At 70.0% G+C, this 20,285-nt stretch carries 23 protein-coding genes; 11 read left to right on the forward strand and 12 right to left on the reverse strand.

What is annotated here, in order from left to right; translation table 11 throughout:
- Positions 1-357 precede the first annotated feature (357 nt).
- The 5 genes from ACFPZN_RS32625 to ACFPZN_RS32645 are packed head-to-tail and all read left to right on the forward strand — an operon-like array spanning position 358 to position 6,074.
- Positions 358-1,692 (forward strand): extracellular solute-binding protein, encoded by a 1,335-nt coding sequence (locus ACFPZN_RS32625; RefSeq protein WP_378286132.1) that lies wholly within the window; start codon positions 358-360, stop codon positions 1,690-1,692.
- Between the two features lie 13 nt (positions 1,693-1,705).
- Positions 1,706-2,650 carry a carbohydrate ABC transporter permease gene (locus tag ACFPZN_RS32630; RefSeq protein ID WP_378286133.1) on the forward strand — a complete coding sequence of 315 codons (945 nt, stop codon included), beginning with the start codon at positions 1,706-1,708 and terminating at the stop codon, positions 2,648-2,650.
- The gene (locus ACFPZN_RS32635) at positions 2,650-3,480 is read left to right on the forward strand and encodes a carbohydrate ABC transporter permease (protein ID WP_378286134.1); all 831 of its coding nucleotides are present in this window, start codon (positions 2,650-2,652) and stop codon (positions 3,478-3,480) included. The genes ACFPZN_RS32630 and ACFPZN_RS32635 overlap by 1 nt, the downstream gene beginning before the upstream one ends.
- A 16-nt stretch (positions 3,481-3,496) precedes the next feature.
- Positions 3,497-4,819 carry an ABC transporter ATP-binding protein gene (locus tag ACFPZN_RS32640; protein ID WP_378286135.1) on the forward strand — a complete coding sequence of 441 codons (1,323 nt, stop codon included), beginning with the start codon at positions 3,497-3,499 and terminating at the stop codon, positions 4,817-4,819.
- A 4-nt stretch (positions 4,820-4,823) separates the two neighbouring features.
- A complete protein-coding gene (locus tag ACFPZN_RS32645) occupies positions 4,824-6,074 on the forward strand; it encodes a DUF4032 domain-containing protein (RefSeq protein ID WP_378286136.1) in 1,251 nt (416 codons plus the stop codon).
- A 23-nt stretch (positions 6,075-6,097) separates the two neighbouring features.
- Here ACFPZN_RS32645 and ACFPZN_RS32650 read toward each other — a convergent pair whose 3' ends face one another.
- Positions 6,098-6,469 (reverse strand): DUF4267 domain-containing protein, encoded by a 372-nt coding sequence (locus tag ACFPZN_RS32650; RefSeq protein ID WP_378286137.1) that lies wholly within the window; start codon positions 6,467-6,469, stop codon positions 6,098-6,100.
- Positions 6,470-6,557: 88 nt separating this feature from the next.
- Between ACFPZN_RS32650 and ACFPZN_RS32655 the strand changes: the two genes are divergently transcribed.
- Positions 6,558-7,130: a TetR/AcrR family transcriptional regulator gene (locus tag ACFPZN_RS32655; RefSeq protein ID WP_378286138.1), complete on the forward strand. Its 573-nt coding sequence runs from the start codon at positions 6,558-6,560 to the stop codon at positions 7,128-7,130.
- 1,150 nt (positions 7,131-8,280) lie between these two features.
- On the opposite strand, the gene ACFPZN_RS32660 is transcribed toward ACFPZN_RS32655, so the two are convergent.
- Complete coding sequence (locus ACFPZN_RS32660) at positions 8,281-8,847, reverse strand: flavoprotein (RefSeq protein ID WP_378286139.1); 567 nt, start codon at positions 8,845-8,847, stop codon at positions 8,281-8,283.
- Complete coding sequence (locus tag ACFPZN_RS32665) at positions 8,844-10,064, reverse strand: helix-turn-helix domain-containing protein (RefSeq protein ID WP_378286140.1); 1,221 nt, start codon at positions 10,062-10,064, stop codon at positions 8,844-8,846. The genes ACFPZN_RS32660 and ACFPZN_RS32665 overlap by 4 nt, the downstream gene beginning before the upstream one ends.
- Positions 10,065-10,599: 535 nt before the next feature.
- On the opposite strand from ACFPZN_RS32665, the gene ACFPZN_RS32670 reads away from it, so the two are divergent.
- The 5 genes from ACFPZN_RS32670 to tgmC are packed head-to-tail and all read left to right on the forward strand — an operon-like array spanning position 10,600 to position 13,724.
- Positions 10,600-10,962, forward strand: coding sequence for a hypothetical protein (locus tag ACFPZN_RS32670; protein ID WP_378286141.1), 363 nt, complete (start codon positions 10,600-10,602; stop codon positions 10,960-10,962).
- Positions 10,963-10,990: 28 nt separating this feature from the next.
- Positions 10,991-11,275, forward strand: coding sequence for a hypothetical protein (locus ACFPZN_RS32675; RefSeq protein WP_378286142.1), 285 nt, complete (start codon positions 10,991-10,993; stop codon positions 11,273-11,275).
- A 6-nt stretch (positions 11,276-11,281) separates the two neighbouring features.
- Positions 11,282-11,578 carry a putative ATP-grasp-modified RiPP gene (gene tgmA / locus ACFPZN_RS32680; protein ID WP_378286143.1) on the forward strand — a complete coding sequence of 99 codons (297 nt, stop codon included), beginning with the start codon at positions 11,282-11,284 and terminating at the stop codon, positions 11,576-11,578.
- Between the two features lie 17 nt (positions 11,579-11,595).
- Positions 11,596-12,531 carry an ATP-grasp ribosomal peptide maturase gene (gene tgmB, locus ACFPZN_RS32685; protein ID WP_378286144.1) on the forward strand — a complete coding sequence of 312 codons (936 nt, stop codon included), beginning with the start codon at positions 11,596-11,598 and terminating at the stop codon, positions 12,529-12,531.
- A complete protein-coding gene (gene tgmC / locus ACFPZN_RS32690; protein WP_378286145.1) occupies positions 12,528-13,724 on the forward strand; it encodes an ATP-grasp peptide maturase system methyltransferase in 1,197 nt (398 codons plus the stop codon). The genes tgmB and tgmC overlap by 4 nt, the downstream gene beginning before the upstream one ends.
- Positions 13,725-13,784: 60 nt before the next feature.
- On the opposite strand, the gene ACFPZN_RS32695 is transcribed toward tgmC, so the two are convergent.
- From ACFPZN_RS32695 to ACFPZN_RS32735, 9 genes are all read right to left on the reverse strand, one after another.
- A complete protein-coding gene (locus ACFPZN_RS32695; RefSeq protein WP_378286147.1) occupies positions 13,785-14,927 on the reverse strand; it encodes a L,D-transpeptidase in 1,143 nt (380 codons plus the stop codon).
- A 323-nt stretch (positions 14,928-15,250) separates the two neighbouring features.
- A complete protein-coding gene (gene fahA / locus ACFPZN_RS32700; protein WP_378286148.1) occupies positions 15,251-16,426 on the reverse strand; it encodes a fumarylacetoacetase in 1,176 nt (391 codons plus the stop codon).
- Positions 16,423-17,271 carry a hypothetical protein gene (locus tag ACFPZN_RS32705; RefSeq protein WP_378286149.1) on the reverse strand — a complete coding sequence of 283 codons (849 nt, stop codon included), beginning with the start codon at positions 17,269-17,271 and terminating at the stop codon, positions 16,423-16,425. The genes fahA and ACFPZN_RS32705 overlap by 4 nt, the downstream gene beginning before the upstream one ends.
- Entirely contained in the window at positions 17,268-18,473 is a 1,206-nt protein-coding gene (locus tag ACFPZN_RS32710; RefSeq protein WP_378286150.1) for a homogentisate 1,2-dioxygenase, read from the reverse strand. Before ACFPZN_RS32710 ends, ACFPZN_RS32705 begins: the two co-directional genes overlap by 4 nt.
- Before the next feature lie 98 nt (positions 18,474-18,571).
- A complete protein-coding gene (locus ACFPZN_RS32715; protein ID WP_378286151.1) occupies positions 18,572-19,117 on the reverse strand; it encodes a MarR family winged helix-turn-helix transcriptional regulator in 546 nt (181 codons plus the stop codon).
- Positions 19,118-19,149: 32 nt separating this feature from the next.
- Positions 19,150-19,491 (reverse strand): hypothetical protein, encoded by a 342-nt coding sequence (locus tag ACFPZN_RS32720; protein WP_378286152.1) that lies wholly within the window; start codon positions 19,489-19,491, stop codon positions 19,150-19,152.
- Positions 19,485-19,775 (reverse strand): FAD-dependent oxidoreductase, encoded by a 291-nt coding sequence (locus ACFPZN_RS32725; protein WP_378286153.1) that lies wholly within the window; start codon positions 19,773-19,775, stop codon positions 19,485-19,487. The genes ACFPZN_RS32720 and ACFPZN_RS32725 overlap by 7 nt, the downstream gene beginning before the upstream one ends.
- 48 nt (positions 19,776-19,823) lie before the next feature.
- Positions 19,824-19,991, reverse strand: a complete 168-nt coding sequence (locus ACFPZN_RS32730; protein WP_378286155.1) for a hypothetical protein — start codon at positions 19,989-19,991, stop codon at positions 19,824-19,826.
- Between the two features lie 93 nt (positions 19,992-20,084).
- Positions 20,085-20,249: a hypothetical protein gene (locus ACFPZN_RS32735; protein ID WP_378286157.1), complete on the reverse strand. Its 165-nt coding sequence runs from the start codon at positions 20,247-20,249 to the stop codon at positions 20,085-20,087.
- Positions 20,250-20,285 lie beyond the last annotated feature (36 nt).

Raw genomic sequence — 20,285 nt, forward strand, 5'->3', positions numbered from 1 at the left:
TGGGAGGTGGTTGCGCGCCTCCGGTCCGGACCTCGATGAACTGCAGAAATGCCAGATTTGCCAGAAATGTACCTGAGGTGGGTGGGGGTGATTGGCAAGGCCGGGCGAAGGTGGATCTGGCGGGCGCTTGGGGGGTGTGCGATGGGGGTTCGCGCGCGCGGGCGCGTTATCTCGGGGAACGGTGGCGGGATGCCAGCGCGTTTCTGTTTCTTTTGGGTTGCGTGTTTCTCACGATCCGTTCGTGGTACTTATCCGGATCTCGACAGGTTTCAAGCCGGGTGTTTATGTGGAGACCGGTCTCGCCATGTATGCGGCCCGGAGAAGTGCCCGCACGTGGTGGGAACTGCGGGAGGTCCGATGGTGGAACCGATCAGGACCCGTACCCGGTACGGCGGAGGCCGTGGTGCGGGCAGGAGCGTGCGGTGCGCGGTCGCGGCGGTGCTGGTCGCCTCCGGCCTGGCCGCCTGTGGCGGCGACGCCGGGCCGCCGACCCTGAACTGGTACATCAACCCTGACAACGGCGGCCAGGCGAAGATCGCCGAGTCGTGCACCAAGGCGGCGGGCGGCCGGTACCGGATCGCGACCTCGCTGCTGCCCAGCGACGCGACCCAGCAGCGCGAGCAACTGGTGCGGCGGCTGGCGGCCAAGGACCACGGGCTCGACCTCATGAGCCTGGACCCCGTCTTCGTCGCCGAGGCCGCCAACGCCGGGTTCCTGCGGCCCTTCACGGCGAGCGAGGCCAAGCCGCTGACCGACGGGGTGTTCCCCAGCGCGGTGCAGAGCTCCACGTGGGAGGGCAAGCTCTACGCGGCGCCGTTCTGGGCCAACACGCAGCTGCTCTGGTACCGCAAGTCGGTGGCGAAGCGCGCGGGCATCGACCCCGACGCGCCCGACTTCACCTGGGACAAGATGATCGACGCGGCGATCCGCACCAACACCACGATCGGCGTGCAGGGCAACCGGTACGAGGGCTACATGGTGTGGATCAACGCCCTCATCGCCTCCGCCGGCGGCCGGATCATCAGCCATGCGGAGCGGGGCGACGACGCCACCATCGAGATCGACTCGCCGGCCGGCCGGGAGGCCGCGCGGATCATCTCCAAGCTGGCCCGGTCGAGCGCCGCCAGCCCGACGCTGTCCACCGACATCGAGGAGCCGTCCCGGGCCACGATCAACGGGCCGCGCGGCGGGTTCCTTCTCAACTGGGGGTACGTCTGGCGCGCCGAGAAGGGCGACGCCGCGGACGGCGTCATCGACAAGAACATCCCGAACGACCTCGGCTGGGCCCGCTACCCGCGGGTCAACCCCCAGCAGGAGAGCAAGCCCCCGTTCGGCGGCATCGAGGTCGGCATCGGCGCCTACGGCAAGCACCGCAATGACCTGGCGATCGACGCCGTCCGCTGCATCACCTCGCCCGCGAACATGAAGCAGTACATGCTCGACGAGGGCAACGCGGCCGCCCGCCCGGCGATCTTCAGCGATCCGGACATCCTCAAGGAGTTCCCGATGGCCCCGCTGATGCGGGACTCCATCGCCGCCGCCGCGCCCAGGCCCGCCACCCCGTACTACCCGGACGTGTCCGGCGCCGTGCAGAACCGCTGGCATCCACCGGCCTCGGTGAACCCCGAGACGACGCCACGCGGGTCCAGCGACTTCATCCGCCAGGTCCTGCGCGGCCAGGCCCTGCTCTAACGGAGGTGTTCGGATGACGTCCGTCGAATCGGCACCAGAGCTCAAGCCCGGACCCGGGGCCCGCCCGCGCGCGGAGATCTCCGACCGCGGCCGGGCCGAGCGCAAGCTGGGGCTGCTGCTGTCGACGCCCGCCGTCGTGGTGATGCTGCTGGTCACCGCGTACCCGCTGGCCAGCGCGCTCTACCAGTCGCTGTTCAGCTACCGGCTCACCGCGCCCGACGACCGCAGCTTCGTCGGCCTCGGCAACTACGCCACCGCGCTGACCGACGGCCTGTTCTGGCAGACGGTGGTCACCACCCTGGTCATCACCGTGATCACGGTGGGGGTGGAGCTGGTCATCGGCTTCGCGCTGGCCGTGGTGATGCACCGGGCGATCTTCGCCCGCCGGACGGTGCGGACCGCGATCCTGCTGCCCTACGGCATCGTCACGGTCATCTCGGCGTTCGCCTGGAAGTACGCCTTCGACGTCCAGTCGGGGTTCGTCAACTCCTGGTTCGGCCTCGGCGACTTCGCCTGGTTCTCCGACCGCTGGGCCGCGCTGTTCGTGATCATCCTGTCGGAGATCTGGAAGACCACCCCGTTCGTGTCGCTGCTGCTGCTGGCCGGGCTGGCGCAGGTGCCGCGCGACCTCGGCGAGGCCGCGACGGTGGACGGCGCGACCGCCTGGCAGCGGCTGTGGCGGGTGACGATCCCGAACATGAAGGCCGCCATCCTCGTCGCGGTGCTGTTCCGCACCCTGGACGCCTGGCGGATCTTCGACAACGTCTTCATCATGACGGCAGGCCAGGAGAAGACCCAGGTGCTGTCGTTCCTCACGTACCAGCAGATCATCACCCGGACCGAGCTCGGGCTCGGCAACGCGGTCGGGGTGCTGCTGTTCCTGTCGGTGGTGCTGATCGCCGCCGTGTTCATCAAGGGGTTCCGGGTGGACCTCTCGCAAGTGCGGGGTGATCGCTGATGGAAACGGCGCGGTCGAAGTGGCTGTGGATCGTCGCCTCGCTGCTGATCCTGGTCTGGACGGCGTTCCCGATCCTGTGGATCGTGATGCTGTCGTTCAAGAACCCCAGCGAGATCGGCAACGTGAAGGGGTTCTTCCCCAAGGACTGGACCTGGCAGAACTACGAGACGGTCTTCAAGACCGACCTGTTCACCTCGGCCCTGATCAACTCGATCGGGATCTCGCTGATCGCGACGTTCGTCGGCGTGGTCTTCGCGACCCTGGTGGCGTACGCGATCGCCCGGCTGGAGTTCCCGGGCAAGCGGCTGATCCTGTCGTTCGCGCTGGCCATCGCGATGTTCCCGGTGGTGTCGCTGGTCGGGCCGCTGTTCGACCTGTGGCGGAACATCGGCCTGTACGACACCTGGCCCGGCCTGATCATCCCCTACATCTCGTTCGCGCTGCCGCTGGCGATCTGGACGCTGTCGGCGTTCTTCCGCGAGATCCCGTGGGAGATGGAGCAGGCGGCGCAGGTGGACGGCGCCACCAGTTGGCAGGCGTTCCGGCGGGTGATCGTGCCGCTGGCCGCGCCCGGGGTGTTCACCGCGGCGATCCTGACGTTCTTCTTCTGCTGGAACGACTTCGTCTTCGGCATCTCGCTGACCTCGTCCAGCGCCGCGCGGCCGGTGCCGGCGGCGCTGGCGTTCTTCACCGGGGAGTCGTACTTCGAGCAGCCCACCACCGCGATCTGCGCCGCCGCCGTGGTGGTCACGGTCCCGGTCGTGGTCATCGTCCTGTTGTTCCAGCGTCGCATCGTGGCCGGGCTGACTTCCGGCGCCGTCAAGGGATAGGGGTAGGGAGCCGAGCATGGCCGCCATCACCATGAAGAACATCGTCAAGCAGTACGGCGACGGTTTCCCGGCCGTGAACGACGTCACCCTGGACGTCCAGGACGGCGAGTTCATGATCCTGGTGGGCCCGTCCGGCTGCGGAAAGTCCACCCTGCTCCGCATGATCGTCGGCCTGGAGGACATCACCTCCGGTGAGATGCGGATCGCAGACCGGGTGGTGAACAGGATCGCGCCGCGCGAGCGGAACCTGTCGATGGTGTTCCAGAACTACGCGCTGTACCCGCACCTGACCGTGTACGAGAACATCGCGTTCCCGCTGCGGCTGGCGAAGACGCCCGGCGACGAGGTGGAGCGGCGGGTCAAGGACACCGCCGAGCTGCTGGAGCTGACCGAGCACCTGCAGCGCAAGCCGGCGAACCTGTCCGGCGGGCAGCGGCAGCGGGTGGCGATGGGCCGCGCGATCGTCCGGCAGGCGGACGCGTTCCTGTTCGACGAGCCGCTGTCGAACCTGGACGCCAAGCTGCGCGGCCAGATGCGCACCGAGATCTCCCGGCTGCAGCGGCGGCTCGGCGTCACCACCGTGTACGTCACGCACGACCAGACCGAGGCGATGACGCTGGGCGACCGGGTGGCGGTGCTGCGCAAGGGGGTGCTGCAGCAGGTCGGGAGCCCGCGGGAGCTGTACGAGCAGCCGTCCAACCTGTTCGTGGCCGGGTTCATCGGGTCGCCGTCGATGAACTTCCTGCCCGCGACCGTGCAGGACGGGCATCTGGAGACGCCGCTGGGCCGGTTCGAGATGGACGCGCGCAAGGCCGCCGCGGTGGCGGGCCGCAGCGTCGTCCTGGTCGGGATCCGGCCGGAGGACTTCGAGGACGCCTCGCTGATCTCGGACGAGAAGCGGGCGCGCGGCACGATCGCGCGGGCGCACGTGGACGTGACCGAGTGGCTGGGCAACGAGCAGTACGCGTACGTGCCGTACGACGCGCCGGAGGATCTGGCGGCGCAGCTGCGCGACCTGTCCCGGGAGCTGGACAGCGACCAGCTCCGCACGCAGGCGGTGGTGGCGCTGGACGCCGCCAGCCTGATCAACGCGGGCGAGGACGCGGAGCTGTGGATCGACACGGGGAAGGCGCACATCTTCGACCCGGCGTCCGGTGAGAACCTGACCCGGGACGAGGAGCGCGTCGCCGAGCTGGGCCGCCGCGCCGACCGGGCGCGGGCGGCGCAGCGCCGTGCGCAGCAGCGGGAGGAGCCGGGCGCGCCCACGGTGGCCGCCGCGGCGACGGGGGCGACCGGAGGGGCCGGTGAGGGGGCCGACGCCGAGAGCGGCAGCGACTAGACCCGTGCATTTCGTCTTCACGCCTCCGGCGGAGACGGCCGCGGGTCTGCTGAGGCTGCCGTGGCGGGAACCGCTGGAGGAGTGGGACGAGGACCGCCTGGTGGAGATCCGCCAGCGCGGTCTGTCCCGGCATGTCGTCCGGTTCGTGGTGGACGAGGGCTCGGTGTACGCGCTGAAGGAGCTGGACGCGCGGCTGGCCCGCCGCGAGTACCGGCTGCTGCGGCGGCTGCGGGAGCTGGCGCTGCCGGCGGTGGAGGTCGTCGGCGCGGTCGTGGACCGGGGCGAGGACATGGACGCGGTCCTGGTGACGCGGTTCCTGGAGTTCTCCAGCTCCTACCGGGCGCTGTTCGCCAACCCGCGCGGCGGCCACCCGACGGACCGGCTGCTGGACGCGCTGGTGGAGCTGCTGGTCCGGCTCCATCTGGCCGGGTTCATGTGGGGGGACTGCTCGCTGTCGAACGTGCTGTTCCGGTTCGACGCGGGGGCGTTCGCCGCGTATCTGGTGGACGCGGAGACGGCGGAGCTGCACCCGTCCCTGACCGAGGGGCAGCGCCACTACGACGTGCAGCTGGCCAGGGAGCGGATCGCGGGGGAGCTGTTCGACCTGCAGGCGGCGGGGCAGCTCCCGGCGCAGGTCGACCCGATCGGCGTCGGCGACGACACGGTGCGGCGGTACGAGGCGCTGTGGGACGAGCTGACCCGCGAGGAGATCCTGCATCCCGACGACCAGCGGTACCGGATCGCCGAGCGGCTGCGCCGGATCAACGAGCTGGGCTTCGACGTGGACGAGGTGGAGCTGGTGGACGCGGGCGAGGACGGCGCCCGGCTCCGCGTCCGCACCCGGGTGGCGGAGCCTGGGCACCACCGGCAGCTGCTGCTGACCCGGACCGGGCTGGCCGCGCAGGAGAACCAGGCGCGGCGCCTCCTGAACGACGTCGCCAGTTACCGGGGCCATCTGGAACGCCAGGGCGGCCGTACGGTACCGGAGGTCGTGGCGGCCAACATGTGGCTGGCCGAGGTGTACGAGCCGGTCGTCCAGGCGATCCCTGAGGAGCTGCAGGACCGGCTGGACGAGGTGGAGGTGTTCCATGAGGTGCTGGAGCACCGCTGGTTCCTGTCGGAGCGGTCGGGCCACGACCTGGACACGACCGAGGCGGCCCGCGACTACTTCCGCACCGTCCTCCCGCACGTCCCCGACGAACTCACGGTCACCGCGGCCAAAGCACAGCGCCGCAGCCAGCCCGATCAGGCGTAGCCGCGGCGCGGTTGGCCGGGGGCTCAGATGGCGAACAGCAGGGCGGCGCTGATGAGCACGGCGACGGCGGTGGCGAAGTGGATGCCGAACGCCACGGCCTTGGTGCCGCCGTGGCGCAGGACGATGAGGGTGTCGCCCAGGGGAGCGATCGCGACGACGAGCATGTACAGGCCGGCGGCGTGCGGGCTGGAGAAGATGAGCAGGGCCGCGCCGAGGACGCCGAAGGTGAGGTCGCGCAGGCCCTTGATGGTGAGGTACGCGGGGTCGCCGTCCTGCTTGGCGGGCACGCCGTACCCGGCGGCCGCGGGCCGGGGGACCACCAGGAACCGCAGTCCGATGAAGACGACCAAGGCGACCAGGGCGATGGCGAGTCCGTAGGCGATCGGGGTGAGCACGGGGACCTCCAGTGGTTAGCAGCGCTAGGAACGAGAACGACACTAGCAGAGCGCTGGCAGGCTTGCTATCACTGCTAGGATCGGAAGCATGTCGATCCAGGCACGCCGGGAGCGCGAGCGGGCAGAGCGAGAGCGGTTGATCGTCACGGCGGCCCGGGAGCTGGCCGAATCCGAGGGGTGGGAGGCGGTGACCACCCGCCGGCTGGCCGCCGAGATCGAGTACAGCCAGCCGGTCCTCTACAGCCACTTCAAGGGCAAGGGCGCCATCATGGCCGCCGTCGCGGTCGAGGGCTGCGCCGATCTGGCCGCCGAGCTGCGCGCGGCCCGGACCGCGGCACCGGGACCGCGGGAGGCCCTGGCCGCCGTCGGCGCGGCGTACGCCGCGTTCGCCGAGCGCAGGCCCGCGCTGTACGACGCGATGTTCACGCACGCCAGCGACCTGCCGTTCGCCACCCCGCAGGCTCCACCGGCCCTGAAGGAAGCCTTCGGCGAGCTGGTGGAGGCCCTGCGTCCGCTCGCGGGCGACGATGATCTTCCGGCGCTGACCGAGACGTTCTGGAGCGGGCTGCACGGCCTGATGACCCTGATGCGCAGCGGCCGCCTCCTCCGCGAGGACCACGACGAACGCCTGACCATCCTCATCAGCCGCTTCGCCTGCTGACCGCTCGGTGCGTCGGGGGTCAGGTTCCGGAGGGCAGCGCGGGCGTGGGCGCGGTCTGTCCAGCACTTCGCGGAACGCCCGCACGGCGGGGCGGTCCTGCTGGCCGTACGGCACGGCCCGGAGCACGGTGGTGCCCGTCTCGGTGATCATTTGGCTCCGGTGCGCCGCCGGGAGTGAGTCGAGGAGCCTCGCGGCCTGCTGCGCGCCCTGGTCGGTGCCACCGTTCACGACGGTGCACAGCGCTTCGTGGAGCCGGACGTTGGCGTTGTACTGGTAGTCGGACGTTTGAACCAGGACACGCTCACGGGCTTCGTCGGCTCCGGCTTCGTCTCCTGAACCCGCATAGACCCAGCTCTCGGTGAAATTGACCTGGTCAGGAGTCCAGTAGGTGGGAAGCAGGGTGGAAAGAGAACCGCCGGGAGTGACGTCGGTGAAACCGCGCATCGTCTCTTGGGCTTCGGTGTGTCTGCCCAGGAGGGACAGGGCCTTCGCCTCTGCCGTTGCGAGAAGTGCCAGTCCCACGGACGGCTTGCTCGACGCGAGGTGGCGGGACTTCCGCGTCAGGTGAAGCACGGTTTCGGGGGAACGCTGGCCGTAGAGCCCGAAGCCCGCTTCGGATTCGCATGCCAAAAGGAGCAGTGCGAGGTCGCCGGCCGCGTCGGCGGCGGCCTTGGCGGTGCGCCACCAGCGGATCGCGGCGCCGTGGTCGCCCAGTCGTGTCAGCACGTTGGCGTGCAGGACCGACAGGGCGGCTTTGACCCGCTGTAGTTCGGTGAGGTCGGCGGCGTCGGCGGTGCTGATCTGCCGTCCGAGCGCGAGAAAATCGACCGCCATGTCCTGGCGTGCCTGTGCGGGCGGGCGGGTGCGGATGGCGTGCAGGTGGTCACCGCATGCCAAATGCCATTCGTCCAGGTCGCGGGGTTCGGCGGTCAAGGCCAGGTCCACCAGGTGCCGGGCCGTTTCGCCGGGTTGGAGGGCCCCCGCGCCGATTCCCAGGGCGACCATTTGCAGCAGTAGCCGACGCTCCATATCGCCCCAATCCGTACTGCCTGGTTTCTCCACGGAAACGGCTGCCGGTCGATTTTCGGGGCGCGGAAGGGCGGGGAACAGCTCCTCTTCGGGCTTGCCCAGGGACCCCGCGAAATGGACGCTAGATCTTGCCTCCGGTGGATCGGATGTCGTCTATGGCGTCGAGAGCCATGCCCCATGGATAGGAGTTCAGACGGGCCCCTCCGGTGCCCGGGGGATGCGGCTCGAACTCCCCGGGGCCGAACAAGACGCGAACCCCGAGAGCTCGAAGTTCCGCGATGCTGCGGGACAGTACGGGGTTCGCGGCGAGCGCAGAGTTCACGAAGGGCAGGGCGACTGTGGGGACGCCAAGGGGAACAAGCTCGGCGAGCAAACCAAGCGGATAGTTATCCGCGTTTCCGTGCGCCCACTTGTTGATCGTGTTGTATGTGGCGGGAGCAATGATGATCGCGTCAGCCTTGGGAAGCCTCCCTGGCTCGCCCGGCTTGCGGTAACGGCTCCGTACAGGATGTCCGGTGAGGTCGACGAGTGCGGGGACGTCGAGGAACCCCTCGGCCGCTGGCGTGGGGACGACGCAGACCTCCCACCCTCGGCCGTGCGCCAGAGTCACGAGCCGGTCGACCTGTGAAGCCGGACCGGCAGCGCAGACGATCACGTACAGGATAGGGCGTTGATCAGTGTCGGTCACAGAGACAGTCCAGCGTTGGCGGCGAGCTGCCGCAAGCGGGACGACACTTCAGGATCAGTGGTGGTGGCGGACAATTCCGCTATGAGGTCTCGCGCCACTGGACGGCGCCGGATCTCCTGCGGGGCGGTTGCGTCGGCCTCCCGGAGCGCGGCAACCGCGCGTCCGGCGTCCCCGCACTGCCGGTGCGCTTGGGCGACGTCGAGCAGGTGATTGACCCGGCGCTCCCGCGGGAGCCGGGCGAGAGCCGCCGTGTTGAGACTCTCAGCGAGAACGAGCGCCGCGCGGCCGTCTCCGAGCCGCACCAGGGACGACACCCGATGGAGTGCCACGTTGGCCTTGCCGAACGCCGTCGTGCGATCGTTGAAATCAACGCCAAGGCGATCGGCCACGGCGTCCGCTTTGTCGTGCATGGTCTTGGCCGTGTCCGCGTCGCCTTCGCGAGCGGCGGCGATCTCTCCGGCCAGACACATCATTCCGACCAGGCACAGCAGTTCCCTCGAAGCCGTGGCGACAGTGGACTCAAGACGGGCAGTCGTCCGCTTGATCAAGTCGAGTGCTTCGCCGGGCAGGCCGTTCGACATCAGCGCGCGCCCAGCGCACCGCGCGGCACGCGCAAGGGATACGGGATCCCCCGCGATGTCCGCCGTCAGAACGGCGCGATCCGCTGCAAGCCATGCGAGTTCGTGACTGCCGAACTTATGAAGGGTTGAGCTGGTCACCTTGTAGACCATGACCAGTAGTGAGGCAGCCTCGCACCGGTCGGCCCCCCTGTGGAGCCGGACCGCGTGTTGACAATCCCTGATCAGCTTGGGAAGCGCCGTCCCCACAACCGCGAAGTCCGAGGCGAGGAACGCCTCTTGTACGTATTCGACGTGCTGGGCGAGGCTGCCGAGGTCGGGTGCCCCGTCGAGGCCGGACGGCTGACTCTGCATCTCGTATCGGGCAAGCGCCGTCTTGATCGCTTGGATCTCGGCGGCGTCGGGTAGGCGAGTAGCCTCCTCAGCCTCCGATTCGTCGACGAGGATTCGCCAATCGACCTGGAGAGCCTCGGCCACCTTCTGGATCATCGGCAGTCTGACGAGGCGACGATCGCCCGCTTCGACCTTCTCGACCCAACTGACCGAGCGGTCGACGAGGTCGGCGAAGTGCTTCCGAGTCATGCCGCGGCGCGTTCGCCAGTAGGCGACCCGGTGCCCGACCTCTTGGTGTTCAGCCATCGAAAAGAGAATCCCCGGTTCCTGAGTGCACGACCCACACAAATTGTACGGTCACCACTCTTTGTGGAGGTCTAGCTTCACGGAGAGCGCTCACAGCATGACGATCTGAAACCGGTGCTGTCGATGACGGCGAGCTCGGACAGACGGGTGGTCGTTCTGTGTCCCATGACAAGGCGGCCCCGGACGCGACGATGAGAGCGTCGGCCGGGGCCTGACCGGAAAGTGAGTCCGGCTATGGCCAGTTTGGCCCGACCCAATCCCCTGGCGGCACTGGGCGCGCACTTGGGCGCGCACGGCTTCGCCGTCGAGCTGACCGACCGCGGGTTGAAGGTGTCCAACCCCCAGGTCGCCGGCTGCTGCCCCGAGGTGGCGCACGCGTCCGACACCATCACATGCCGTTCGCGTCAGGAGGACGGCGGCCGGTTGTGGTTTTCAGCTCGTGGGGCCAGCCGCTGGCCGAGGCGGACCGCATCACCGACGCGTTGATCGCGGTGAAGATCAACCTTGCGGCGCGGGACGCGGCGGGAGGCGGGCGGTGAGCGTGGCCGCGCCGTGGGCGGCGCTGGACATCGACCCCGATCGGATCGTGGCCGAACTGCGGCGCCGGTTCCCGGGGGCGCGGGCGTGGTACGGGGAGTACACCGGCGCGTGGTGGGCCATCACGCGGGATCGGTCGGGGCGGGATCGTCTGGTGGAGGCGTCCGACCCGGCGGAGTTGGGGCGGCGGCTGGAGGAGATCTGCGGCCGGATGGCACCGCGGTTGTCCCGGGCGGCCCCGCTACGGCCTGAGCCCTCGCCGTCCCGGGCTCCGCGTTCCGCCGCGTACTCGCGGCAGGCTCGGAGGCGGGGTGCGGCGGCGTCCCGCGGCGGGTGGTGGCGGAGGGTGTTCCGGCGGTAGGCGATCCCTAGAGAGAGGAGGTGCCGCCATGGCGAACGCGCCGACGGCGAATGAAGCGAGAGGTGACAGCGTCGTCTTGGGTGACCTGTGCCCCGGATGGCACACCGAACGGACGGGCGGTCGGCTGGTCGCGCGACGTCTGGCGAAGCTGTCCGACTACCAACTCGGCCACGGCTGTCTCGGCGAGATCACCGTGTCGGCGGTCGGTGAGCTGGTGATTCTGTGTGACGCGCACAACCTGCTGGCCGAGCGCGTCGCGCTCGCCGAGGCGATAGTCCAGGTCAGCGAGCGCAATTCACCCTGGAGGAGTTGAAGTCCCATGTTCAAGAACGCCGATCGTCTCCCCGCCGGCGCGCCGCGCCCCGATGCCCCCGGCACCGTGCGGCCTTGGGGTCTGCGGCGTATGGCGCCCTACAAGAACACAGGCGTCGCAGGCTTCGTCGCGACGCAGATCGACGCCGCCACGCAGATGGGGGCAGCCGCCGACGGTGAACTCATCGACGCCAAGCACAAGCGTTCCAATACCGGCACCGAGGGCCAGACCAGCACGAACAAGGGCGACGGAAGGGACTCCGGCACCGACACCGACCACGCGCAGGACAGCGACCAGGACTGATGCCCCCATCACGCCCCGTGCTGGTGGTCACGCAACCCAATGATGTGACCGCCGACATCGTCGTCGCTGAACTCAACCGGCGGGACGTGCCCGTCGTGCGATTCGATCCCGCCGAGTTCCCGCACACGCTCGCGTTCTCGGCGACGATCGACGGCGACGGGCTGCGCGGCAGCCTGACGACCTCGACGCGCTGTGCCGACCTTGATGCCGCGCGGTCGCTGTACTACCGGCGCCCGCGCGGCTTCACCTTCCCCGGTCTCGACGAGCAGGAGGCCCATTTCGCCACGCTGCAGGCCCGTTTCGGGCTCGGTGGCGTGCTGGCGTCGCTTCCGCGGTGTTCGTACGTCAACCATCCGCACGCCATCGCCGACGCCGAGTTTAAGCCCGCGCAGCTCACCGTCGCCGCCGACCTCGGGTTCGTTGTGCCGACGACGCTGGTCACCAACGACCCTGGCCAGGCTCAGATGTTCGCGTCCGAGCACGGGCCGGTCATCTACAAGCCGCTTCGCGCGAGCCCGTACCGTCAGGACGGCCAAGCGAGAACCGTGTGGGTCACCGAGGTAGACCCGGCCGAATTCGACGAGTCGATCGCCGCGACCGCGCACCTGTTCCAAACGAAGGTGCAGGCCGTTGGCCATCTGCGGGTGACGGCGATCGGCGACCGCGTGTTCTGCGTGCGGATCGACTCCGGTGACCTCTTGGATTGGCGGTACGACTACGACGCGCTCACCTACACCGCCACCGACCCGCCGCCCGGCATGCCCGATCTCATCGCCGCCTACCTCAAGCGGTTCGATCTGGTCTTCGGGTGCTTCGACTTCGCACTACAGCCCGACGGCACGCCGGTGTTCCTGGAGTGCAACCCCAACGGCCAATGGGCCTGGCTGGAGAACGAGACCGGGCTCCCCATGACCGCCGCGCTCGCCGATCTCCTCGAACGGGGACACGCATGACCGACCACGACGCACACGCCGCTTCGCTACGGCACGCGCTCGCCGACGAACTCCAACGGGTCGGCGAACTGCACTCGCCGCAATGGCGACGCGCGGTCGAGCGAGTGCCGCGCCATCTGTTCGTGCCCGAGTTCTTCCGCTGGACCGACGGCCCCAACGGGGTCACCCTGTGGGCGCCGGTCAGCGGCGATCACGACCCGGACCGATGGCTCGAACTCGCCTACCGGGACGAGACATGGGTGACCCAACTCGACCGGCACATCACCCCGCACGATGTGACCGAGCCGGTCAGCGGAGACCCGACCTCGTCCTCGACACTGCCCGGCCTGGTCGTTCGGATGCTGGAGTACCTCGCCGTCGCCGACGACACCACGGTGTTGGAGATCGGCACCGGCACCGGGTACTCGACGGCGCTGATGTGCGACCGTCTCGGCGACGGCAGGATCACCTCGATCGAGGTCGACCCCGGCGTCGCCGCGAACGCCGCCGCCGCGCTGCGGCGTGCGGGATTCGCCCCGAACCTGGTGAACGGTGACGGCCTCGACGGTGTCCCCGGGCGCGCTCCCTACGACCGTGTGATCGCGACCTGTTCCGTCCGGAAGATCCCGCGCGCGTGGCTCGACCAGACCCGATCCGGGGGCCGGATCCTGGTCACCGTCACCGGATGGCTCGGAGGGTACGGGCTTGCCATGTTGGACATGGGCGACGACGGGGTCGCCGAGGGCCGGTTCCTGCCCGGAACGGTCTCGTTCATGATCGCCCGTCCGCAGGCACCGTCCCCGATCAGCGACGATCAGATGAGCACGGCGTTCAAGGCGCTCACCGAGGCCACCTCGCGGGCGGCCGTCGTCGGCCCTGACATCCGCCAGGACTGGGCCGGCACGTTCGTCACGCAACTCGCCCTACCCGCGGCCCAGGTGAAGACGATCAGCATCGACGGCGGACCACTGATCACCTACTACGTCGACACCGCGACCGGGTCCGCCGCCTCGCTCACACCCGAGCCCGGCGGCGGATGGACCGTCCGGCAGTCCGGTCGAATCCGCTTGTGGGATGACGCCGAATCCGCCGTGGCCATCTGGCGCCGCGCCGGTTCCCCCGAGATCGACCAGTTCCGCATACGCACCGACGGTCACGAACAACGCGTGTGGTTGGACACCGACGACGGCCCGGTGTCCTGGTCGCTGCGGTAGACCAGAACGACGCCGCCCGACCCTCGGCAGGGTGGGGCGGCGTCATTGTGCGGGGAAGGGTCAGGCGAGGGCGCTGCCCTTCTTCCACTTGTCGAAGGACAGCTGCCAGAAGCCCCAGCCGTTGTCGTACTCCAGGTCGCGCTTGGTGCCGGTGATGGTGACGACGTCACCCGGCTGGACGTTCCGGTAGAACCAGAGCGCGTCCTTGGCGGGCTGCCGGACACAGCCGTGGCTGCAGTTCATCTCGCCCAGGCAGTACTCCTGGCCGGAGGTCTGGTGCAGGTACTCGCCGCTGTTGGAGATGCGGACCGCGTAGTTGATCAGCTCGTCGTAGTAGCCGGGGTCGCCCTTCTTGCGGCCCGGGGCGACCATGCGGACCGGGTTGCCCTTCTCCATGGTCAGGTGCACGCCGCTGGTGGTGGTGTACTCGCGGGTGCTGGCGTTGCCGCCGCTGACCGGGACGGTGCGCGCCTTCTTGCCGTCGATGCTGACGGTCATCTTGTGCTTCTTCAGGTTGATCTTGGCGATCCGGGCGGCGCCGATCTCGAAGGTGCGGCTGAGGTTCCTGGTGCCGTAGATGTCCTTGCCGGCGCGGACCCCGGCCAACCGGGCGTTCAGCGTGACCTTCTGGTGGGCGGGCCAGTAGGTCTTGGGACGGTAGACGACGCGCTGGTCGCCCATCCAGCGCCAGGCGCCCTCGACCGGCTTCTCGGCCTTGACCTCCAGCGCCTTCTCGACCAGGTCCTTGTTGGGGACGGCGCGGTCGAAGTCGAGGATGATCGGCATGCCGACGCCGTACTTCTTGCCCTTGTTGCCCTCCAGGATCCAGTCCACCGAGGCGGAGAGGGTCTCCTTCGGCTTGAGCGTCCTGAACTTGCTCGCGGCCTGCGAAGCGGTGCCGATGGAGTTCTTCGCGGAGGCGTTCACGGTGTAGGTGGTGGACGGCCTGAGCGTCCAGCGCGAGCGCCACTGGGTCTTCTGGGCGTTGAAGTCGCCGGGGATGGCCTTGCCGCCGGCCTGGACGGTGACGTTCTCCAGCGTGCCGCCCGCCGAGGTGACGACCACGCCCTTGTCGGGGCGGGCCTTCTCGGCGCCCTGCGCCGGGGTGATGGACACCTTGGCCGCCGGGACCTTGGTGTCACCGCCCGCGGTGGTCCCCTCGCGGCTGGAGGAGCAGGCGGTGAGCGCCAGTACTCCGGCCACCGCCACCCCAGCGGCCGTCCAACGTCGAATGATTCTGCCGTTCATGCGCACTTGTGCCACCCCGAGCCGGCTTCCCGCCGTACCGAACCTGTCCCGCCAGCCTGTACCAAGGCTTGTCCCGATGAAGGTCCAAATTTGATGATGTTGAAAAAATACCCGGTAAGGACGGTCCCGTCCCCTGCGTTCAATGTTGCGATTTGCTATCGAACGATCACGGTGGTGCACGCGGCCGCCGGTGGGACGTCCGTGGCGGTGCGCGCGGCCCGCCGGATCGTTCGGGGTGATGATGCTCGGACGACGGTTTCCTCCGCGTTTCCCCGGTTTCAGTGGGCGGCGGGAAGGACGCGGCCGCGCACGTCGCCGAAGCCGATGCGGGCGCCGTCCGGTCCGGGCGCGGTGGCGGAGATGACCACTTCGTCGCCGTCCTCCAGGAACGTTCGTTCCTCGCCGTTCACCTTGACCGGCTCCTTGCCGCCCCAGGTCAACTCGATGAACGCGCCGCGCTGCTCGCGCGCGGGGCCGGAGATGGTGCCGGAGGCGTACAGGTCGCCGGTGCGGGCGGAGGCGCCGTTGACCGTCAGGTGCGCCAGCATCTGCGCGGGCGACCAGTACATCTCCCGGTACGGCGGCCGCGACACGACCTCGCCGTTCCACTCGACGGCCAGGTCGACGTCCAGACCCCACGGGGCGCTCTCGCGCAGGTAGGGCAGCGGCTCGGGGTCCTGCGGCGGGGTGGGGACGCGGGCGTGCTCCAGGGCGGCGAGGGGGACGACCCACGGCGAGACGGACGTCGCGAAGCTCTTGCCGAGGAACGGGCCGAGCGGTACGTACTCCCAGGCCTGGATGTCGCGGGCCGACCAGTCGTTCACCAGGACGGCGCCGAAGACGTGCCGGGCGAAGTCGTCGCAGCCGATCGGGGTGCCCAGCAGCGACCCGGTGCCGACGACGAAGCCCAGCTCGGCCTCGATGTCCAGCCGCCGGCACTCCCCGAACGTCGGCGCGGCGTCGGCCGGAGCCTTGCGCTGGCCGCGCGGCCGGACGATGCCGGTGCCGGAGACGACGACCGTCCCGGCGCGGCCGTGGTAGCCGACGGGCAGGTGCTTCCAGTTGGGCATCAGCGGCTCGGCGTCGGGACGGAAGAGCCGCCCGAGGTTGGACGCGTGGTGCTCGGAGGCGTAGAAGTCCACGTAGTCGGCGACCTCGAACGGCAGGTGCAGCGTCACCGCGTCCACCGCGAACACGGCGTCGCCGGGCACTTCGCCCGACACCATTTCGGTGACGCGGCTCCGGACCTCGGCCCAGCGCTCGTGCCCCTGGGCCATGAACGCGTTGAGCGACGGCCGCGCGAAGACTTCGTCACCGAGCGCGCGCGCGAGGTCGACGACGGAGTCTCCGGCGCGGACGCCCACGCGCGGCGCCCCGCCGGGGGAGGAGAACACCCCGTAGGGCAGGTTGGCGAGCCCGAACGGCGAGCCCTCCGGGATGGGGATCGTGGTCACGCGGGGTCTCCTTCTCCGTCGGCCAGGCCCAGGGCGGTCAGGTCGGCCAGGGGGTCGGTGATGCTGCACGTGCCGAACGACAGGAACCGGGCGCGGACGGCCTCGGCACGGGAACCGTCCAGGTCGGTGATACCCGCGGCCACGGCCGTGCCATCGCGACGCGCCAGGATCGTCACCAGGTCGTCCTCGGCGGCGCCGGCGAGCGCGGCGTCGACGGCGAGCAGGATGTTCAGGAAGCCGTGCTGCTCGAACCCGGTCTCCGGGTCGGTGTTGCGGACGGCGTGGTGCAGCCCGGCGGTGGCCTTGAACGGCACTCCGGCGTCCACCACGGCCCTGATCGCGGCGGCCAGCTCCGCCTCGTCCGGGTGGAGTCCGGCCTTGACCCCGCCGGTGCGGAACTTGGCGCGGTACGGAGTGGCGGGCAGCGCGGCGACGATCTCCGGGCGCAGCTCGTCCCGGGGCACCTCGACGAAGACCGGCACCCCGGCGGGCGCCGCGCGGTCGAGCGCGGCCAGCAGGTCGGCGGCGGCCAGGCCGGGCGGGACGGCGACCTCGACGCCCGCGAGCCGGACCGGGAGCCCGGCCGCCGCCGAGACCGCGCCGGGGAGCTGATCGGGCCCGCCGGGCAGCGTGACCACCAGATCGAGCACCGGATCGCCGCCGGCGAGCAGCGTGCCCAGTTCCTCCAGGGCGGGTGCGGCGACGATGAACGAGCCGACCAGCGCCGCGTACGGCGACCGCTTGTGCCGGACGTGCGCCGGCACGGCCTCGGGAAGCGGCATCGACCCCGGCGGGAAGACGGCCGCGTCGTCGCACAGCCCCACCGCGAACCTCGGAACGCTCACTGGGAACCCTCCGCGCGGCGGCCCGCCCACGTCCAGGCGTAGCCGGGGTCCTCGCAGGCCAGGCCGCCCTCGCCCAGCTCCAGCGGCCGGAACGTGTCGACCATGACGGCCAGCTCGTCGAAGAACTCCGCGCCGATGCTGCGCTCGTAGGCGCCCGGCTGCGGCCCGTGCGGGTGCCCGCCCGGGTGGACCGACACCGAGCCCTGCCCGATACCCGAGCCCTTCCGCGCCTCGTAGTCGCCGCCGCAGTAGAACATGACCTCGTCGGAGTCCACGTTGGAGTGGTAGTAGGGCACCGGGATCGACAGCGGGTGGTAGTCGACCTTGCGGGGCACGAAGTTGCACACCACGAAGTCGTGCCCCTCGAACACCTGGTGCACGGGCGGCGGCTGGTGGACGCGGCCGGTGAGGGGCTCGAAGTCGTGGACGCTGAAGGTGAACGGGTAGAGGCAGCCGTCCCACCCCACCACGTCGAAGGGGTGGTCGGCGTACACCAGCCGGGTCCCGGCCAGGCCGCGCGAGGTGCGGTGCTTGACCAGGACCTCCACGTCGGTGCCGGTGGCCTGGAGGACGTCGGCGGGGCCGTGCAGGTCGCGCTCGCAGTACGGGGCGTGCTCCAGGAACTGCCCGTAGCGCGACAGGTACCGCTTGGGCGGCGCGACGTGCCCCGTGGCCTCGATGACGTACGCGCGCAGCGGGCCCTCGCCCTTGGGCAGCCAGCGGTGCGTGGTCGAGGCGGGGAGGACGACGTAGTCGCCGGGCCCGGCGGCGAGGGCGCCGAAGACGGTCTCGACCGTGGCCTCCCCGGACTCCACGTAGACGATCTCGTCGCCGGTGGCGTTGCGGTAGAGCGGCGAGTCGGCGGTGGAGACGGCGTACGACAGCCGCACGTCGGCGTTCCCCAGGATCAGCCTGCGGCCGGTGACGATGTCGGACGCGGCCTGGGCGTCCTTGGGGAACAGGTCGTGCAGCCGCAGGTGGCGGGGCTTGAGCGGGTGGTTGGGGGTGGTCGAGGCGTCGGGGATCTCCCAGGTGCGGGAGTCGACGATGGCCGAGGGCAGGCCCCGGTGGTAGAGGAGCGAGGAGTCGGAGGAGAAGCCCTCCTCGCCCATCAGCTCCTCGTGGTAGAGCCGGTCGTCCGCGTCGCGGTGCTGGGTGTGGCGCTTGGGCGGGACGTCGCCGACCCGGCGGTAGTACGCCATGCCTGCCCCTCCTCCTCCGGAAACTAGTTAACACATTGACTATCTGTCGGACGTGCGGGGACGTCAAGCCCGCGACCGGGCGTCCAAGGGAAAGGGCGTCAGCTGCGCTCGCGGACGTCGAACTGGTCGCGGTTGGCGATCAGCTTGTCCAGGAGCATGATCAGGATCCGCTGCTCGGTCTCGGTGAGCACGCTCGTCCACTGGTGCTCGCGCTCGTTCTGCGCCCGGAACACCTCGAGCATCGCGCTCCGCCCCCGCTCGGTCAGCGACAGCAGCACCGCGCGGCCGTCGCGCTCGCCGGGCGAGCGCGCCAGCAGGCCGTCGGCCACCAGCGTCTTGGCCAGGTTGGACACGGCCGCGCGGCTCATCCCGGCCAGCGTGGCGGCCCGCCGGGACTCCAGCGGGCCGGCCAGCCAGGTCACGAACAGCAGGCGGAAGCCCGCCCAGGACAGCCCGCGCGGCCGGTGCACCGCGGCCTCCAGGTCATAGGTGACGATCATGGAGGCGCGGTTGAGGGTGAGCAGCACCTGGGTGGCCAGCCGGTGCGGGAACCCGAACTCCTCCGAAAGCCGGCGGTCGGCCAGCTCGACGAACGACCAGAAATCGAGCTCCGGGGCGGTGGCGTCCTCGTCTGCGGCGGCCATGGCCACCACCCTAGCGGCGCGGGCAAGATGATTCACACATGTACTACTTCGGCGCCGTCGCCTCGGTTCGCGGGGAAGGCCGGCATGACCGCGCACACCACCAGGCAGCCGATCGGGAAGTACAGCCCGATCGTGGCGTTCTTGCCGATCACGCACGGGCCGAAGAAGCCGCCCAGCGACCCAATCGAGTTGATCGCCGCCGGCCCCACCGCCGTCCGCTCCCGCGACACCGGCGGGAACCCCGACTGCCAGTTGGTGTAGCCGCTGGAAGTAGGCGGTCGGAGCATCAGCCCCCACTCCTCGCCGGCGACGGCCGCGCCGACCTGCTCGCCGAACCGCAGGTGGTCGCCGCGGCTGCCGGGCGCCGTCACCACGAACAGCGCGTCCCCGGCCCGCCCTGCGGCGGGTAGTGGCGGGCCAGGAGATCGGGGCCGTGCGCGAACACGACCGCGCCCGCCCTGTCCCCCACGTCGTCGGCGACCACGCCCACGACCCGGCCGTCCTCCTCCACCAGCCGCTGCACCCGCGTGTTCGGGACGATCTCCACACCGCCCGCCCGGCACGCCCGCGCCAGCACCTGGACGAGCTCGTACCCCTGGTCCCTGGGCACGTGGCCGCGCCACACGTCCTCGACCCCGGCCCGGCACAGCCCTGGCATGTGGCGCGCTGTGCGACACGGCCGCGAAGATCTCCACGCTCAGCCCGATCAGGCATTCCAGCGTCGGCCCGGCCTGCTCGCAGAAGCCCTGACCAGCCCGGGGTTGAGCATCCACTGCTTGAGGTTCATGTAGGGCTGGAAGAAGCGCTCGGGCGACTCCTCGATCCCGAGTCCGGCCTGCACGGTGGTGCCCGCCGCGTGAACATCCCCGCCCACACTTGCGTGGAGCCGCCCAGCTCGCCCTCCGCCTCAGCAGCACCGAGGCGCCGCGCCCGGCCGCCGATGCCCCCGCCGCCGACCACGATCACGTCAGGTTCCATCGGAGAGACCCCCGGACTCGGTGATGATGTGGTGGTAGAGGCCGTTGGAGACCAGGCCGCCGTCCACGGTGACCTCCTCGGGACGCGCCATGCGCCCCGCCGGGATGCTGGCGACCGCCGCGTCCACGAACGCGTCCGCGTGGACGGAGTTCACCCTTCACTGCACTGGCCAGGCTCAGGATCTACTCCC

It is taken from the genome of Actinomadura rugatobispora, from assembly GCF_042656285.1.
Classification (GTDB): domain Bacteria; phylum Actinomycetota; class Actinomycetes; order Streptosporangiales; family Streptosporangiaceae; genus Spirillospora; species Spirillospora rugatobispora.

Coding starts and splice junctions, on each gene's coding strand:
- ACFPZN_RS32625 (WP_378286132.1), top strand. CDS start 358: ATGGTGGAACCGATCAGGACCCGTACCCGGTACGGCGGAGGCCGTGGT.
- ACFPZN_RS32630 (WP_378286133.1), top strand. CDS start 1,706: ATGACGTCCGTCGAATCGGCACCAGAGCTCAAGCCCGGACCCGGGGCC.
- ACFPZN_RS32635 (WP_378286134.1), top strand. CDS start 2,650: ATGGAAACGGCGCGGTCGAAGTGGCTGTGGATCGTCGCCTCGCTGCTG.
- ACFPZN_RS32640 (WP_378286135.1), top strand. CDS start 3,497: ATGGCCGCCATCACCATGAAGAACATCGTCAAGCAGTACGGCGACGGT.
- ACFPZN_RS32655 (WP_378286138.1), top strand. CDS start 6,558: ATGTCGATCCAGGCACGCCGGGAGCGCGAGCGGGCAGAGCGAGAGCGG.
- ACFPZN_RS32665 (WP_378286140.1), bottom strand. CDS start 10,064: ATGGCTGAACACCAAGAGGTCGGGCACCGGGTCGCCTACTGGCGAACG.
- ACFPZN_RS32675 (WP_378286142.1), top strand. CDS start 10,991: ATGGCGAACGCGCCGACGGCGAATGAAGCGAGAGGTGACAGCGTCGTC.
- tgmA (WP_378286143.1), top strand. CDS start 11,282: ATGTTCAAGAACGCCGATCGTCTCCCCGCCGGCGCGCCGCGCCCCGAT.
- tgmC (WP_378286145.1), top strand. CDS start 12,528: ATGACCGACCACGACGCACACGCCGCTTCGCTACGGCACGCGCTCGCC.
- ACFPZN_RS32710 (WP_378286150.1), bottom strand. CDS start 18,473: ATGGCGTACTACCGCCGGGTCGGCGACGTCCCGCCCAAGCGCCACACC.
- ACFPZN_RS32715 (WP_378286151.1), bottom strand. CDS start 19,117: ATGGCCGCCGCAGACGAGGACGCCACCGCCCCGGAGCTCGATTTCTGG.
- ACFPZN_RS32725 (WP_378286153.1), bottom strand. CDS start 19,775: ATGCCAGGGCTGTGCCGGGCCGGGGTCGAGGACGTGTGGCGCGGCCAC.